We start from the raw sequence: 15,192 nt of genomic DNA on the forward strand, positions 1-15,192 counted from the left end.
GGCACGGGCGAGGGGACGTGGAGTCAGCGTCGGACGATCATGATCCAGGAGAGCTGCACGTCGGTGCCGCCGCCCGAACCGACCGGATCGAGGGTGATCGACAGGCGGCCGTCCGCGTCCGGCTGCACGGACGACAGCGTCGCCACCGTCGGAGTGCCGGTGATCGGTTGCGCGCTGAGCAGCGTCGCACCGTTCGCCCCGATGTCCGCGCGCCGGTTGTCCGCCCACTGCGACCACGGGTCGTACAGCCCGACGTACACGTCGTAGCTCCCCGCGTCGAGGGAGTCGAACGCGTACTCCAGGGTGCGGTCGGTCGCGGAACTCGCGACGTAGCGGAGCGACTCCGAGAACGGCCCGTCGGTCGTGCCCGTCTCCGCGCCGACGACGCCCCAGTTCGCGCCGGTGGCCGCGTCGGCCCCGAGCGTCCGGTCGGACGTCGAGTTGAGCAGGGTGCCGTCGGCGTCCGCCACCGAGCGGATCGCGTCGTACTCGCGCGACGCCGATCCCCCGGCGTCGACGAGGTAGACGAGGTCCTTCGGGACGACCGTCACCTGCCGGGTCACCGGACGGGACACGCCCTCGACCGTGCCGGTGAGCGAGACCGGACCGGGGACGGCGAGCGCAGCGGTGTCCCACGTGATCGTCCGGGTGGTCGTCGTGCCACCCTCCGTGACCTGCGCCTCGCTCGGCAGGGTGCTCGCGTCGCCGAGCCGGACGGTCGCAGGCACCTCGACGTCGACCGCGACCTTGCCCTTCCCCGCGAGGTCCGCGAGCGTCCACTCGTCGTACCACTTCAGGGACAGGGATCCGTCGTCGCCGAACTCGAGCGGGAGCCAGACGGCCGGCGCGTTGCGCAGGTCGGACGGCGTCCAGCGGTCACCCATGTAGATGAACTTGCCGGCGGCCGCGTCGATGGGGATCACGGACGTGCTCTGGCTGCCGTGGGTCGTCGACGCACCGGAGCCGCTCACCGGGTTGCCGTGGTCGGTCCACTCCCCCAGCATCGAGTCGGCGGTGGCGTACTTGGCCGGGTTGGGGTTCCAGCCGGTCGCGCCCGAGGTGATGAGGTAGTACGTGCCGTCGTAGACGAACACCGCCGGTGCCTCGCGCTGCCCACCGATGTAGGTGCGGGTGAAGTCCTCGCCCTTCACGGCGCGGTCGACGGGTGCCGACAGGAACATGAAGTTCGACGACAGCTTGGAGATGAAGAGGGTCAGGTTCTCCTCGCTCGCGTAGATGATGTAGCCGGTGCCGTCGACGTCGGTGAAGAGGTTCATGTCGCGGGCCATGCCGGGGCTGTCGGGCTGGTAGTTGGGCTCGCCCTCGGGCGCGACGTTCAGGCGGTAGCTGTCCACGTAGCGGAACGGGCCGGTCGGTGAGTCGGAGACCGCGACGCCGGCGGTCGCCTTCGCGTACTGCGCGTCGGACGTCGCGCTCGGGCCGTCGGTGTGGATCCACATGACCCACTGTTCGGTTGCGGCGTTGTACATGACCTTCGGCCGCTCGAGGATCGCTGCGGGGACGGCCGGATCGCTCGGGACCGTCAGGAGGTCGCGGACGACCGCCGCCCGTTGCCGGGCCGTGTAGTCGGCGTACAGCTCGGCTGCGGCCGGATCGGTCGTGAGCTGGTCGGCGGTCGACAGGGCCTGCAGCGCGAGGCCTTCGTCGGTCCAGTTGTAGAGGTCGCGCGAGGAGTACACGTGCACCCCGCGGCTGCTCGCGTAGCCGTTCCACCGGTCTTCGCCGTACCAGTAGTAGATCGGCTGGCCGTCGGCGTCCGTCGACGGAACGACCTGCCCGCCGTGCGCCTGGATCGGGTTGCCCTGGTCGTCGACCCAGGCCTGGCCCGGGCGGAACGAGTCGTAGGTGACGATCGGCCGGAGTGCGGTGCGTGCGGCACCGAGCGCGTCGTAGGCGGCGGTGAGTGCCGCGGTGTCGGTCGACCCGGCGTCCACGAGCGCCTGGGCGTCGGCGATCGCTGCGTCGAGGACGGCGAGCGAGTCGGCGACGTAGCCGGCGCGCTGCCCCTCGTCGAGCGTGACGGCTCGGATCTTCGCCGCGAGCACCTCGGTGGACGCCGTGTGCGGCGCTCGGATGACGATGGAGTTCACCGCGGGGTCCGTGTAGGTGTTGGTCCGACCCGCCGGGCTGTGGACCTCGAGGTCGAGGGTGCCGTCGTCGACGCTCACCGTGAGCTGCTGCTCGAGGAGCGCGCCGGCCGGCGCGGTCACCTGGGCGAGCGTCTCGCCCTCGGCCCGGAGGTCGAGCGGTCGTGCCGCCCAGCCGCTCGGCAGGTTGAACCCGAGGGTGACCTCGTACTCGCCGGCCGGGAGGTCGAAGGCGTAGTCGACCGACCGCGTCGGGAGTGAGCTGCCCGCGGGCGGTGCGTCGTACCGGAGGGAGGCGGTCTTCTCGGTCCCGGAGGAGCTGTTGGCCGTCGGGTTGCTGTTCGCGTCGGCGACAAATCCCCAGGACGCGCCGGTTGCGGCGTCGACCCCGTAGGACTGGTCGGTGCGTGACTGGTACAGCCCGATGTGGTCGCCGGCGGAGACCGCGTCGGTCACCGTGCTGCCGGCGTTCGCGAAGTAGAGGACGAAGTCGTTCGCGACGAGTTCGTCGACCGTCGGGCTGGGGTAGCTCGGTGCGGCCTCGGCACGTGGTGCGTCCGCCGTGACGAGGGCACCGGAGAGCCCGAGGGCGAGGACGACCGCGCCCGCGACGCCACTGCGTCCGACACCGCCGCTGGAGGAGGCGCCTTCGGCGGCGCTCGAGGCCACGACCCGACGACGGCGGAGGATGAGCAGGGCACCCGCGAGCAGGAGCACCGCAGCCACGATCACCGCGGCGGCGATCGAGACACCCGACACGGCGAGCCCACCGGCACCGCCCGCACTCGTGCCCGAGCCCGGCTGACCGACCCCCGGGTCCGCCCCGGGCTCGCCGCCCGGCCCGGTTCCGGGATCGGTGCCGCCGGGCAGGGAGTCGACGGTGTTGCCCGGGCCGCCGTTCGTGCCACCGGCGACGGGGACCGCACCGGCCGCGGCGACGGCACCCGTCTCGCCGAGCGCGACGCCGGCGGCCAGGAGACCGTCGGGCAGTGCCGCGCGGGCGTCGGCAGCGCCCCAGACGGTGACCGATCCGTCGGCGGCGATCGCCCCGGACAGGTACGGACCCGCGAAGACACGGACGACGTCGACCCCGTCGAGGGACGCCGGCACCTCGGTCTGGCCGGAGCCGTCCGCGCCCCAGGCGAGGACGGTGCCGTCGGCGGCGAGGGCGAGTGTGTGGTCGGTGCCGGCGGCGAGCTGCACGACGTCCTCGTCGGCGAGCGCCGTCGGGAGCTCGAGCTGCCCGGCGTCGCTCCGCCCCCAGGGGACGACGTCACCGTCGTCGGTGAGGGCGACGGTGAAGCCGGATCCGATCGCGACGTCGGTCACGCGTGCACCGTCGAGCGCGGTCGGGAGGTCGTTCTGTCCGAACGCGTCGTCACCCCAGAGCGCGAGCGTGCCGTCAGCGCGGACGGCGGCCGAGTTCGGTCCGCCGGCGGCGATGCGCAGGACCCGGTCGAGGCCTGCCGGGACCGTGGCCTGGCCGTCGGCATCGCGGCCCCAGGCGGTGACGGTGCCGTCGGCGGCGAGCGCGAGCGAGTGCTTCGTGCCGGCCGCGACCTGGGTGATCGTCCCCGTGAGGCTCGGGACGGTCGCCTGATCGAAGCCGTCGGCGCCCCACGCGAGCACGGTGCCGTCCGCACCGAGCACGACGGCGTGGCCGAGACCGGCGGCTACGCCGGTCACCGGGGTGCCGACGAGCTCCGCGGGAGCCGCGGGGTCGCCCCAGCTGAGCAGGGTCGCCGCGGGCGCCTCGGCAGCGGCCGCGCTCCCCGCCGTCAGAGCGGTGGTGCCGACGATGGCGACCGTCAGGAGGCCTGCGGCGAGACCACCCCGCCGCAGGACGGCGGCACCTCCATCCGGTGTCGATCGGTCGGTTCGTCTCGTCGCTCGTCGCATGCTGCGGCGTCCTTTCACGTCATCGTGGGGTGCTGCGGAGGTGGTGCTCAGGTGCTGCAGCCCTTCGACAAGCTCAGGGACCGGGGTTGAAGTCGGGGACCGGGGTGGAGGTGCTGGCGTTTGGATCGGTCCCTGAGCCTGTCGAAGGGCGGGGAGCGGACCTGTGACCCTTCGACAAGGTCAGGGACCGGGTGGTGCGGTCGGCGCCGCGTCTGTGCGGGCGACGCCGACCGGATCGTGGGCGGTTAGAACTCGGTCGGGCCGAGCGAGGGGCGGTCGAGGAAGGACAGGGCAGGGGTCGTGAGCGCGTGGAACTCGAACACCGTGAAGCGGTTCTCCCCGGCACGGAGCTGGCCGCCGGGGACGTACAGCGTGTGCTGCGGCCCCCGCGACCAGTAGCGACCGAGCAGGAAGCCGTTCACCCAGACGAGCCCTTTGCCCCAGGCTGCGGTGTCGAGGAACAGGTCGGTGGGCGCGTCGAGCGTGACGGTGGCGGTGAGGAGGACCGGCCCGGCACCGCTGATCGTGGCGCCAGACGTCCGCGTGGCTGCGGCGTCGACGACGGCGTCGAGGCGGTCGAGGGCCACGGGGGCGATGCCCCACGACGTGAGTTCCACGCCGTCGAGCGACACGGGCCCGATGATCCCCTTCGGCTCTCCCAGGCGCTTGCCGTAGTTGACGCGGCCCTGGTTCTCGAGGAGGAGTTCGAGCGTCTCACCCGCCGGGATCACGATGGACCGCTCCTTGAACTCGCGGGTGAGTGCACCGACCGGCACGCCGTCGACGGAGACGACCACGCGGTCGCGCACCTCGGCGAACCGGAGCACCCCGCCGCGTCCACCGAGCGACGCCCGGTAGCGCGCCAGACCGCTGAACGCTCCGAGTTCGTCCATCGTCGGGATCCGGTCGAACGCCTGGAGCGGCGCGATCTCGTCGGCCACGTCCGCGAACGGGACCTCCTGCTCGAACGACGCGGTGAACGCCGGGGCGTCCGTCGCCGCCGGAGGGATTTCCGTCGGCACCTCGGCGTACTTGGCGATCACGTCGCGGAAGGCGAAGAACTTCTCCGTCGGGTGGCCCGCCTCGTCGAGGGGCGCGTCGTAGTCGTAGGAGGTGACGTGCGAGCGGTACTGGCCCTTGTCGTTCGCGCCACCGGTGAACCCGAAGTTCGTGCCGCCGTGGAACATGTAGATGTTCACGGACGCGCCGGCAGCGAGGAGGGCGTCGAGGTCCGCCGCCGTCTCGGCGATGGGCGTCGTGTGGTGGTGCTCGCCCCAGTGGTCGAACCAGCCGTCCCAGAACTCGGAGCACATGAGCGGCCCGGTCGGCTGGTGTTCCCGCAGGGTCGCGAGGCGTTCGAGCGAGCGGCTGCCGAACGAGCCGGTCTTGTGGAGTTCGGGGATGCTGCCGTCCTCGAGCATCTGGGCCGTGGGCTGGTCGACGGTCGTCAGCGGCACGGTGATGCCGAGCTCGCGGGTCCAGTCGGTCAGCGTGCGGAGGTAGTCGTGGTCGTCGCCGTAGGCGCCGTACTCGTTCTCGACCTGCACGAGGATGACGGGACCGCCGCGGTCGATCTGCAGCGGGGCGACGATCGGCAGCAGCGCCTCGAAGTACTCGCGGACGGCGGCCAGGTAGCGAGGCTCGCTGCGACGGAGGCCGAGTTCGGGGTCGTGCAGCAGCCAGCCGGGGAGGCCGCCGTTGTCCCACTCGGCGCAGATGTAGGGGCCGGGACGCACGATCGCGTACATGCCGGCGTCGTCGACGAGGCCGAGGAAGCGTTCGAGGTCGTTCACGCCCGTGGTGTCGAACACGCCGCGCTCGGGGCTGTGCTGGTTCCACGCGACGTAGGTCTCGATGGTGTTGAGGCCCATGAGCTTCGCCTTCGCGATGCGGTCCGCCCACTGCTCCGGGTGCACCCGGAAGTAGTGGAGGGCTCCGGAGATGATCCGGAACGGCTGACCGTCGAGCAGGAAGTCGTCGTCGCCGATGGAGAAGGTGGGCATGCTGGGGCTCCGTGATGAAGGGGTGCGGATGGAGCGACCACGGCCGGCCGGAGCGGATCCCGGAGGACCCTCCGACCGGCCGCGGTCGATGGTGCTGGTGCTACAGGTGCCGTTCGGCTACTTCTCGGTGACCGTGAAGCCCTGCGTGTTGCCGTACTCGACGAGCTGCTTCTGCCAGTCGGCGAGACCGTCGTTCAGGTCGGCCTTGTTCGCGTAGGACTGTCCGACGGTGTCGGCGAAGATGCTGTTCGCGTAGACCTGGTACGGCAGGTACTGCCAACCGGTCGACACGTCCTTCGCGCCCTGCACGAGGACCTCGTTGATCTTCTGGCCACCGAAGTACTCGGGAGCTGCGGAGAGGAACTCGTCGGAGTTGAGGTCGGCGGTCGTCGCCGGGAAGCCGCCGTTGTCGAGGAAGACCTTGACGCTGTCCTCGTCGTTGTTCAGCCACTTGAGGAAGCCCGCGGCGAGCGCCGGGTTCTTGCTCTGCTTCAGCACGACCTGGCCACCGCCACCGTTCTCGGCGTTGGCGGGCTTGCCGTCGTAGGTCGGGATCGGTGCGACGCGCCACTGACCGGAGGCCTCGGCGACGGACGACTCGAGCACACCGGGCATCCAGGCGCCCGTGATGAGCGTCGCGATGCTGCCGTTGCCGAGCGACTTGTACCAGTCGTCACTCCATCCCGGGACCTCGGAGAGGAGGTCGCCCTCGACGAGCTGGTTCCAGGTGTCGGCCCACTTCTTGGAGCCCTCGTCGGCGAGGTTGACGCTCACCTTGGTGCCGTCGGCGGTGAACGGACGTCCACCGGCCTGCCAGATCATGCTGGTCGCGAAGCCGGAGTCACCGGAGTCGTTGGTGATGTACTTCGACGGGTCGGCCGTGTGCAGCTGTGCGGCTGCCGCGATGTACTCGTCCCAGGTTGTCGGCACGGCGATGCCGTACTGGTCGAACACCGTCTTGTTGTAGAACATGGCCATGGGGCCGGAGTCCTGCGGGAGGGCGTAGAGGCCGTCGCCGATGTTGACGGAGCTCCACGGGCCGGGGCTGTAGTCGTCCTTCAGGTCGCCGAAGCCGTAGGCGTTGAGGTCGACGAGGGAGTCGCTGAGCGCGAACTGCGGGATGGCGTAGTACTCGACCTGCGCGACGTCGGGGGCACCCTTACCGGCCTTGATCGCGTTCTGCAGCTTCGTGTACTCGGTGGTGTTGGTGCCGGCGTTGACGAGGTTGACCTTGACCTTGGGGTAGGCCTTCTCGAACGCGGCGACCTGCGCCTCGGCGGAGGGCGTCCAGGACCAGTAGGTGATCTCGCCACCGGCTTCGAGGGCGGACTCGATGTCCTTGGCGTCGCCCGAGGCGGTGCTGCCGCCGCCGGACGAGCAGGCGACGAGCGAGGCTCCGATCATCGCGGACGCGACGGCCGCCGTGGCCGCGCGGCGCAGAACCGTGCGAGACGGTGAGATGCGCTTCATGGGTGTTTCCTTTCACTGCGTTGGGAGGAGGAGGTGATGCGGGTGGTGCGGGTTGGGAACGGATGTTGGTGCGGGTGGCCCTTCGACAAGCTCAGGAACCGAGACCGCAGGAAGGATCAGCCCTTGACGCTGCCGGCGCTCAGACCGGACTGCCAGAAGCGCTGCAGGAAGAGGAACGCGATGACGATCGGGACGATGGTCAGGAGCGATCCGGTGATCACGAGGTTGAAGATCGGCTGCGCGGCGACACCGGTGGCCTGGGCGCTCCACTGACTGAGGCCGACGGTGAGCGGATACCAGGTCGGCTCCGACAGCATGATGAGCGGCAGGAAGTAGTTGTTCCAGGTCGCGACGATCGCGAAGAGGAGCACCGTGACGATGCCGGGGCCGAGGAGTCGCAGTGAGATCGTGAAGAAGGTGCGGAACTCCCCCGCGCCGTCCATGCGGGCTGCCTCGAGCAGCTCGGTCGGGACCGCGTCCACCGCGTACGTCCAGATGAGGTACAGACCGAACGGGCTGACGAGCGAGGGCAGGATGACCGCCCACGGCGTGTTCGTGAGGCCGAGTTGGCTGAACATCAGGAAGGTCGGGACGGCGAGTGCGGTACCGGGCACCGCGATGGAGCCGAGGATGATCGCGAACACGGCGCGCTTGCCGGGGAACCGGAACTTGGCGAGGCCGTAGCCGCCGATCGTCGCGAGGAGCGTCGCCCCACCGGCACCGACCACCACGTAGAGGAGCGTGTTGCCGAACCAGCCGACGAACTGCCCGTCGCGGTAGGTGAGCGTGTCGACGATGTTCTGCCAGAGGTTGAACCCGCCGTCCCCGAACCAGAGGCCGAAGGAGGTGAAGAGGTCGGGCTGGGACTTCGTCGCGTTGATGACGAGCCACAGGATCGGGACGACCGAGTAGATGAGGAAGACGGCCATGACGATCGTGAGGACGATCGAGCGCTTGCGGCGCGGGTCGTGGCGCTTCCGGGTGGGCCGGTCGAAGGCGCGCGGGTTGCGGGCGGTCCGGGTCGACACGGTCTGCGGGCGGACGGTCGGGTTCGAGACGGTGGCCATCAGCTGTTCTCCTGTCGGGAGCCGCGCACCTGCACGACGTAGGCGATGACGGCGGTGATGACGCCCATGATGATCGCGACCGTCGCCGCGAGGTTGAACTGCTGACCGGCGAAGGACAGGTTGTAGGCGTACATGTTCGGGGTGAAGTTGCTCGTGATCACGTTGGGCGCGAGGTTCTTCAGCAGGTTCGGCTCGTTGAAGAGCTGGAAGGAGCCGATGACGGAGAAGATCGTCGCGATGACGAGCGCTCCGCGGAGGGCGGGGATCTTGATGCTGAAGACGGTGCGGAACTGTCCGGCCCCGTCGATCTCGGCAGCCTCGTAGATCTCGCCGGGCACGACGCGGAGGGCGGCGTAGAAGATGAGCATGTTGTAGCCCATGAACTCCCACGTCACGATGTTGCCGATGGACGCGAGGACGGCCTGCGAGCTGAACGGCTCGAGGATCTGGGCACCGACGAGGTCGTTGAAGCTGCCGGCGAGACCGAACTGGTCGCCGTAGATGAAGCCCCAGATGAGCGCCGCGACGACGCCCGGGACGGCGTAGGGCAGGAAGAGCGCGATGCGGAAGAAGGCGGCGCCGTGGAGCCTCGCGCTGTCGAGCGCGAGCGCGGCGGTGAGCGACAGGGCGAGCATGATCGGCACCTGCACGACGAAGAACAGTGCGACGCGACCGAACGGCTCCCAGAACTTGGGGTCCTGGAGCACCTGGGCGTAGTTCTCGAAACCGACGAAGGCGTTGCCGCCGATGAGCTTCTCCTGGAAGAAGCTGAGGTAGAGCGCATAGACGAGCGGCGCGATGATCATCAGCGCGAAGACGATCATGAAGGGGGCGATGAACGCCCAGCCCTTCCAATCCCGGCGGTCGCGTCGGTGGACACGGACCGCTGGTGGCCGGCCGGTGCGAGCGGTCGTAGTGGTCATGGGCAGCTTCCTTGCTGGGATTCGGGCGGAACCGTCGTGCGGTGGAGCCGTGCGGGGGAGGGATCGCGGTGGATGTTTACGTCAACATCTGATCGGTACCATAGCATGTTCACGTCAACATGCAAGGATGGATGCGACGATAGGGAGACCATGACGGACACCACCCGGAGAGCGCCTGGCCGCGCCAGGCGAGCACCGTCGATGGCGGACGTCGCGGCGCACGCCGGCGTCTCCTCCCAGACCGTCTCCCGCGTCGCGAACGGGCTGACCAACGTCGACGACGGCACCCGCGACCGCGTGCTGGAGGCCATGACCGAGCTCGGCTACCGCCCGAACAAGGCCGCTCGGGCGCTGCGATCGGGGCGCACCCGCAGCATCGGGATCACGATGTTCACGCTCTCCTCCTACGGCAACATGCGGACGCTCGACGCGATCACGGTGCAGGCCGCACGGGCCGGCTACTCGGTCACGGTCGTCCCCGTCGAGTACCCGACGCAACGCGATGTCGCGGTCGCCCTCGACAGCCTCCGCGAGCAGGACGTCGACGGCCTCATCATCGTCATCGAGTCGCACATCGTCGACGGCGCCGACGTCGAACTGCCCGCAGGTCTCCCGGTCGTCGTCATCGACTCCGCGGCACGCACCGACTACCCGGTCGTCGACAACGACCAGGCGCAGGGCGCGGCGCTCGCCACTCAGCACCTCCTCGACCTCGGGCACCAGGGCGTCTGGCACATCGCCGGCCCCCGCACCTCGTACTCGGCGGCTCGTCGCGAGCAGAGCTGGGCCGACACGCTGCGCGAGGCCGGCATCACGCCGCCGCCCGCGTTCCGAGGCGACTGGTCGACGACCTCGGGGTACGAGATCGGCCTCGAGATCGCCGAGCGCCCGGAGATCACGGCCGTGTTCGCCTCGAACGATCAGATGGCGCTCGGCCTCCTCCGCGCCCTGCACGAGCGCGGGCGCGCCGTGCCGGAGTCGATCAGCGTCGTCGGCTTCGACGACACCCCGGAATCGGACTCGTTCTGGCCGCCACTCACGACGGTGCACCAGGACTTCGACGAGATCGGACGCCGGGCGATCACCACGCTCCTCCGCGAGATCGAGGAAGGCCCGTCGGCATCCTCGGAACCCCTCACGCCGACGCGCCTCGTGGTGCGCGCGAGCACCGCTCCCCCGCCCGCGCGCTGAGGCGAGCGAGACACTCCACGCGGTCATTGAGCCTGTCGAAATGCCCACGGCGACACCTCGACCAGCTCGGCGAACGAATCCCCGGTCATTGAGCCTGTCGAAATGCCCACCTCCGCACTTCGACAGGCTCAGTGACCGGCGTAGGGGCCCCAGTGACCGGCGTAGGGGCCCCAGTGACCGGCGTAGGGGTCCCAGTGACCTGCGCAGGGGCCTCAGCCGGAACGGACCGGAATGGGGCCGCAATGACCGGGCTCGCCTTGACACCCGAGCGAGGGGTCGCCCATACTCGTCGGAAATGTTGACGTGAACACGGTGGTTCGACGCCGCTGAATGTTCACGTGAACATCCCCTGCACCACGGCCTCCAACGAAGGAACCACCGATGACACTGCCGTCACCAGTCCGCCGACGAACGATCGGAGCGACCGTCGCCGTCGCCCTCGGCATCGCCGCGATCGCACCAGCACTCGCCACCGTGGAGGCCGCACCTGCGGCCGCCGCGGAGAGCACTCCCCTCACCATCACCCCCAACCCGGCCTACCAGAACGAGGCGTTCGAAGGCTGGGGCACAAGTCTCGTCTGGTTCGCCAACGCGACCGGCGACTACCCCGCGGACGTCCGCCAGGACCTCTTCGACAAGGTGTTCGGTGAGGACGGTCTCAACCTCAACATCGCCCGCTACAACATCGGTGGCGGCAACGCGAGCGACGTCCCGCCCTACCTGCGGGCTGGCGGCGCAGTCGACGGCTGGTGGAACCCGGACCTCGCCGCGAGCGACGCCGACGGCCCCATCACCTCGGACTACGCCGACCGCGACCGCTACGCCGCCGCCTGGGACGCCGACGACCCGGCCTCCTACGACTTCGACGCCGATGAGACCCAGCGCTGGTGGCTCACGGCGCTCAAGGACAAGATCACCAAGTGGGAGGCGTTCAGCAACTCCCCGCCCTACTTCATGACCGAGAGCGGTTACGCGTCAGGCAACTTCAACGCCGCCGACGAACAGCTGAAGCCGGAGAGCGTCGACGACTTCGTCGCGTACCTCACCACCGTCGTCGACCACCTCGAGGCCGACACGGGCATCGACTTCGACACCATCGACCCCTTCAACGAGCCGAACACGAACTACTGGGGCACCCAGATCGACGAGGCCACCGGTTGGCCGAAGGGCGGACGCCAGGAGGGTGCGCACATCGGCCCGGCCATGCAGGACACCGTCATCAAGGCCCTCGCCGAGCGCCTCGCCGCCGAGGGCACCTCGACCGAGGCCGTCATCGCGGCCATGGACGAGACCAACCCGGGCATCTTCGCGACGAACTGGAACGGCTGGTCGCAGACCGCCAAGGACCTCGTCACGCAGCTCAACGTCCACAGCTACGGCCAGGGCGGCAGCGTCGTCGCGCGCGACATCGCGAAGACCGCCGGGAAGCCGCTGTGGATGAGCGAGGTCGAGGGCAACTGGGACTCCAGCGGCAAGCACAACCTCACGAACATCGACAACGGCATCGGTATGGCGACGCACCTCATCGACGACCTCCGCAACCTGGAGCCGACCGCATGGGTGCTCTGGCAGCCCGTCGAGGACCTCTACAACATGGAGAAGGTCGAGAAGCTCAACTGGGGCAGTGTCCTCATCGACTTCGACTGCAACGCCGAGGGCGACTCCGAGCGACGCATCGCCGACGGTGACGCCGATCCGAGCTGCTCCGTGAAGACGAATGCGAAGTACAACACGCTCCGCAACTTCACCCACTACGTGCAGCCCGGTGACCACCTCATCCCGTCCTCCGACGCGCAGACCACCACGGCGCTCCGTGCCGACGGCACCGGTGCGACCCTCGTGCACGCCAACCCGTCGACCTCGGCTCGGACGATCACCATCGACCTGTCGAAGTTCGCGGACATCGCTCCCGGCGCGACGGTCACGCCGATCGTGACGACGGAGTCCCCCGCGGACGACGTCACCGCCAACGCACTCGTGCAGGGCGACGCCGTGTCGATCGACCCGGTGACCAAGCAGGCGACGCTCACGGTCCCGGCGAAGTCGGTCACCACCTTCCTCGTCGACGGTGCGACCGGTGTCGCAGCCGACGCGGCGCCGTTCCAGGACGGACACGCCTACCAGCTCGTCGGCAAGCAGAGCGCGAAGGCGTTCACCGCCGCAGCCACGACCGGGACCGTCCCGGCCGGCACGATCACTCCGCGTGCCTCCGACGCCACGACCGGTGCCGCACAGGTGTGGACCGCCGAGCGACTCTCGGGCGGCGGCACGAACACCGACCGCTACGCCGTCCGCAGCTCGTCCGGGGCACTCCTCTCCGCGAACTCCGCCGGCACCTCGCTCGTCGCTGCGACGCGGGAACAGGCTGCGGCCGACCCATCGCTGCAGTGGATCACGACGACGACCAACGGCTCCGAATGGAGCCTCGTGAACGTCGGCACCAGCCAGGCCCTCGAGGTCGGCGGGCAGTCCACCACGACGGGCGCCGCCGTCGGCGTCTACCAGTCGAACAACGGCGCGAACCAGACCTGGAACTTCGTCGACACCGCCCTCACGGGGGTGCAGCCGGTCACGGTGCAGACCGTCGCCGGCGTTCCGGCGGCGCTGCCTGCGACCGTGGTGCCGCTGTACGGCGCGGTCCAGGGCGCGCCGGTGCCGGTCACCTGGGACACCTCGGCCGTGGACTGGAACACGCCGGGCACGATCGTCGTGAACGGTTCCGGCACCGACGGGTGGGGTGCGGCGTTCACCGCACAGGCCACCGTCGACATCGGCGGCTTCACGACCACCGAACCGGTCTCCCTGACGGTCGCCGCAGGGTCCCCGGCGAGCGCCGTCATCGCTGCGGCACCGACGACGGTACCGGCGCAGATCGGGGCGAGCGTCAACCGCTTCGACACGCCCGTCACGTGGGACTTCAGCACCCTCGACGACGCCGACCTCGCCGACACCGGTGTGGTGCAGGTGCGCGGCGCGGCTGCGTCGAACGACCCGGCCGCGGCACCGATCGACGCACTCCTGTCGATCATCGTCACGGCGCCCGGCGAGCGGAACATCGCACCGGACGCCACGACCGTCGCGGGTGCGACGTCCACCGAGTCGGGCTACCCGGCGAGCAACACGAAGAACGGTGTTCGGAACGACAAGGGTTGGTCGAACTGGCGCTCGTCGAACAAGCCGGCGAGCGACACGCTGAGCTACGAGCTCGGCGGTGAGCACACGATCGAGCACGTCACCTTCTACGCCTACAAGGACGGGAGCACCAACAGCTGGCCGAGTGCACTGACCGTGCAGGTCCGCGACGCCGACGGCGCGTGGATCGACGCTCCGGGTGGGGCGGTCGCTGTGCCGGTACCGACCGATGGGACGGCTCCGGTCGTCGACGTCGACCTCGGTGGTGTCACGACGAGTGCGGTGCGCGTCGTGATGACGGCGTACGCGAACACCCACCTGGTCGTCTCGGAGGTCGAGATCTACGCGCTCGCACCGTCGGTCGCGACCGAGGCGAGCCTCGCCGCGCTGCGGGTGAACGGCACGCCGGTCGAGGGCTTCGACGCAGGCGTCCTCGAGTACGAGGTGCCGCTCGCCGGGTCCGCCGATCCGGTGGTCGACGCCATCCCGGCCGACCGCGACGCGACGGTGACGATCGAGCCGCTCGAAGCGGCACCGGCGGCTGCGGCCCGTGCTGCGGCTGACGCGACCGACGGTGTCGTCATCACGGTGACGGCGGCTGACGGCGTGACCACACAGTCGACGACCATCACCTTCGCCCGGACGGCGGTCGCGACCGCGACGCTGTCGAGCGTGGCCCGCGAGGGCGTGCCGACGACCGCGGCGGTCGTCGTGGACCCGGAGGACGCGGCAGTGGTCTACGCGTGGCTGCTCGACGACGAGGTCGTGGACGGTGCCGACACGGCGACGTTCACGCCGCCCACCGGCAGCGCTGGTGCGGCGCTCGCGGTGCGGGTCACGGTCTCCGCCGATGGCTTCGCGCCGGTCGAGACGACGTCCACACCGGTGACGGTGCTCGCTGCCGCGGTGGACCCGGGGACCGATCCCGGCACCGACCCGGGGACGAACCCCGGGACCGGTCCTGGCACGGGCGCCGGCGGTGGCGCGGTCGGCGGTGGTGACGGCACGAGCTCCCCCTCGGGTGGTTCGGCCGCCGGCGCCGACTCGCTGTCGCGCACGGGTGTGGATGTGTCGAGCATCGGGCTCGTCGCGCTGCTCCTCGGCCTCGTCGGCTTCACGTCGGTGCTGCTCGCGCGTCGCCGTCGCACCGCAGAGTAGGTCACTGCTGATGAACCCCGTCACCCGTCGTCGCGGGTGGCGGGGTTCGTCGCGTGTCGGCAGACGCGCGGTTCCCCGGGGGCACTTCGACAAGCTCAGCGACCGGACGGTTCCACGCACGACACGAAACGGTTCCCCGAGGACACTTCGACAAGCTCAGTGACCGGAACGGTTCCACGCTCCCTGAGCCTGTCGAAGGGCCCACGAGCAACCACGCACGACACGAAACGGTTCCCCGAAG

The 15,192-nt window shown here is 69.9% G+C and carries 7 protein-coding genes; 2 read left to right on the forward strand and 5 right to left on the reverse strand.

Translation table 11 applies throughout. From position 1 onward, the window contains the following. Positions 1-23: 23 nt before the first annotated feature. The 5 genes from ACQ3HE_RS17175 to ACQ3HE_RS17195 all read right to left on the reverse strand — a co-directional run bounded on the left by ACQ3HE_RS17175 (position 24) and on the right by ACQ3HE_RS17195 (position 9,470). Positions 24-4,007, reverse strand: a complete 3,984-nt coding sequence (locus ACQ3HE_RS17175; RefSeq protein ID WP_430893583.1) for a family 43 glycosylhydrolase — start codon at positions 4,005-4,007, stop codon at positions 24-26. A 245-nt stretch (positions 4,008-4,252) separates the two neighbouring features. Next, the gene (locus ACQ3HE_RS17180; RefSeq protein ID WP_430893584.1) at positions 4,253-6,010 is read right to left on the reverse strand and encodes a glycoside hydrolase family 35 protein; all 1,758 of its coding nucleotides are present in this window, start codon (positions 6,008-6,010) and stop codon (positions 4,253-4,255) included. 117 nt (positions 6,011-6,127) lie between these two features. After that, entirely contained in the window at positions 6,128-7,480 is a 1,353-nt protein-coding gene (locus tag ACQ3HE_RS17185) for an ABC transporter substrate-binding protein (RefSeq protein WP_124769910.1), read from the reverse strand. Between the two features lie 116 nt (positions 7,481-7,596). Then, entirely contained in the window at positions 7,597-8,547 is a 951-nt protein-coding gene (locus tag ACQ3HE_RS17190; RefSeq protein ID WP_064296051.1) for a carbohydrate ABC transporter permease, read from the reverse strand. After that, positions 8,547-9,470 (reverse strand): carbohydrate ABC transporter permease, encoded by a 924-nt coding sequence (locus tag ACQ3HE_RS17195; RefSeq protein WP_064296050.1) that lies wholly within the window; start codon positions 9,468-9,470, stop codon positions 8,547-8,549. Before ACQ3HE_RS17195 ends, ACQ3HE_RS17190 begins: the two co-directional genes overlap by 1 nt. A 150-nt stretch (positions 9,471-9,620) precedes the next feature. Here ACQ3HE_RS17195 and ACQ3HE_RS17200 point away from each other — a divergent pair, with 150 nt between their 5' ends. Both ACQ3HE_RS17200 and ACQ3HE_RS17205 read left to right on the forward strand, forming a co-directional pair. After that, positions 9,621-10,661 carry a LacI family DNA-binding transcriptional regulator gene (locus ACQ3HE_RS17200; protein ID WP_430893585.1) on the forward strand — a complete coding sequence of 347 codons (1,041 nt, stop codon included), beginning with the start codon at positions 9,621-9,623 and terminating at the stop codon, positions 10,659-10,661. Positions 10,662-11,042: 381 nt separating this feature from the next. Next, positions 11,043-14,951, forward strand: coding sequence for a glycoside hydrolase (locus ACQ3HE_RS17205; RefSeq protein ID WP_430893586.1), 3,909 nt, complete (start codon positions 11,043-11,045; stop codon positions 14,949-14,951). Positions 14,952-15,192 lie beyond the last annotated feature (241 nt).

Source organism: Plantibacter auratus (assembly GCF_050587365.1).
Taxonomy (GTDB): Bacteria; Actinomycetota; Actinomycetes; order Actinomycetales; family Microbacteriaceae; genus Plantibacter; species Plantibacter auratus.

Bases quoted from the DNA above. Each gene is read 5' to 3' on its own strand.
- ACQ3HE_RS17205 (WP_430893586.1), top strand. From the start codon at position 11,043: ATGACACTGCCGTCACCAGTCCGCCGACGAACGATCGGAGCGACCGTC.
- ACQ3HE_RS17200 (WP_430893585.1), top strand. From the start codon at position 9,621: ATGACGGACACCACCCGGAGAGCGCCTGGCCGCGCCAGGCGAGCACCG.
- ACQ3HE_RS17180 (WP_430893584.1), bottom strand. From the start codon at position 6,010: ATGCCCACCTTCTCCATCGGCGACGACGACTTCCTGCTCGACGGTCAG.
- ACQ3HE_RS17195 (WP_064296050.1), bottom strand. From the start codon at position 9,470: ATGACCACTACGACCGCTCGCACCGGCCGGCCACCAGCGGTCCGTGTC.
- ACQ3HE_RS17175 (WP_430893583.1), bottom strand. From the start codon at position 4,007: ATGCGACGAGCGACGAGACGAACCGACCGATCGACACCGGATGGAGGT.
- ACQ3HE_RS17185 (WP_124769910.1), bottom strand. From the start codon at position 7,480: ATGAAGCGCATCTCACCGTCTCGCACGGTTCTGCGCCGCGCGGCCACG.
- ACQ3HE_RS17190 (WP_064296051.1), bottom strand. From the start codon at position 8,547: ATGGCCACCGTCTCGAACCCGACCGTCCGCCCGCAGACCGTGTCGACC.